The sequence below is a fragment of the Streptomyces alkaliphilus genome (genome assembly GCF_014141535.1).
Classification (GTDB): domain Bacteria; phylum Actinomycetota; class Actinomycetes; order Streptomycetales; family Streptomycetaceae; genus Streptomyces; species Streptomyces alkaliphilus.
Genome location: NZ_VKHT01001290.1, coordinates 1 through 1162, shown reverse-complemented (window position 1 = coordinate 1162; position 1162 = coordinate 1). Strand labels below are relative to the sequence as shown.

The window sequence follows — 1162 nt, the reverse complement described above, 5'->3', positions numbered from 1 at the left end:
GAGACAGGCCCCGACCCCTGCGCGTCGTCCATGGTGCCCTCCCGCGGCCGTCCGGTGTCGTTCCGGCACGTCACCGGCGACAATTCATATTGAAGAGCATAGGAATGCGCCGGGTGCCCGTCAACGGTTCGACGCCGAACTCCGGGTCCGGGATCCCGACGGCCGGTGAGGGCCCCGCCCGCGGGAACCCGGACCCGACGGGCCGGGGCGTGGAGTTCGGCTTCAGCACTCATCGGGTGGGGGACCGGCCCCCGGCAGGGAGCGGGTCAGGAGTTTCGCGACCTCCCCGTGCCCCCGGTGGGGACGCAGGGCCCCGCGCATCTCCAGGACGGCCGACTCCACCTCCTCCGAGCGCAGCCGGGCCCGTCCCCGCAACAGTCCCTCCCACGCCGCGCAGGCCTCCTCGAGCCGGCCCCGGCGGAGCAGCAGGTGTCCCAGCCGGGCGTCGGTCAGGGCCCGACCGCGCACGTCGGCCGGGTCCCTCTCCCGTCCCGCGGTCCGCAGCTCCGTGATCGCCCCGGGCAGGTCGCCCAGCGCCTCGAGCACCGCCGCGGACTGGAAACGCAGCGCCGCCGCCGGATAGCCGTCGAACGGCCCGCCGGTGTCCCCGGCGCGTTCCGCCGCGCGCTCGGCCGCCCGCAGGGCCCCCAGGGCGCCCCGTCGTTCGCCGCTGAGCGCCAGCACCACCGCCAGTTGGGCCTGCACGTAGGCCTGCGGTCCCGGCGGGGCGCCGTGTACGGCCCGACCTGCGGTCTCCGCCAGGCGCAGTGCCGCCGAGAGGTGCCCCAGCCGTTGGGCCTGGGCGCTCATCGCCCGTACCACCGTGCTCCAGGCGGTGCGGTCCCCGGCCTCGGAGGCCAGGCGGTGGGCGAAGGTGTAGTAGCGCTGCGCCAGTCCGTGCAGTCGGCCGTCCTCGTACATGCGGGCGAGCAGGAAACACAGACGGCAGGCCGCCACCAGCACCTCGCGGCGCCGGGAACCCGGGCCCCGCGCACCCAGCAGCGGGGCCACGTCGTCGGCCAGGTAGGAGGCCAGGGCGCCGCGCGCGTGCCGACCGCCCCGGGCGTTCACCGATGCCGCGAAGAAAGCGATCGCGTCCTCCAACCCCGCGAGTTCGGCGCCCCGGTCGGAGAGGAGCGGTGCGGCGGGGTGGGTGTCGGGG

1 pseudogene is annotated in these 1162 nt (G+C 76.1%); it reads right to left on the bottom strand.

From position 1 onward, the window contains the following. Nucleotides 1-222 precede the first annotated feature (222 nt). A pseudogene (locus tag FNQ90_RS24030) lies at nucleotides 223-1162 on the bottom strand (hypothetical protein); the annotation flags it as partial.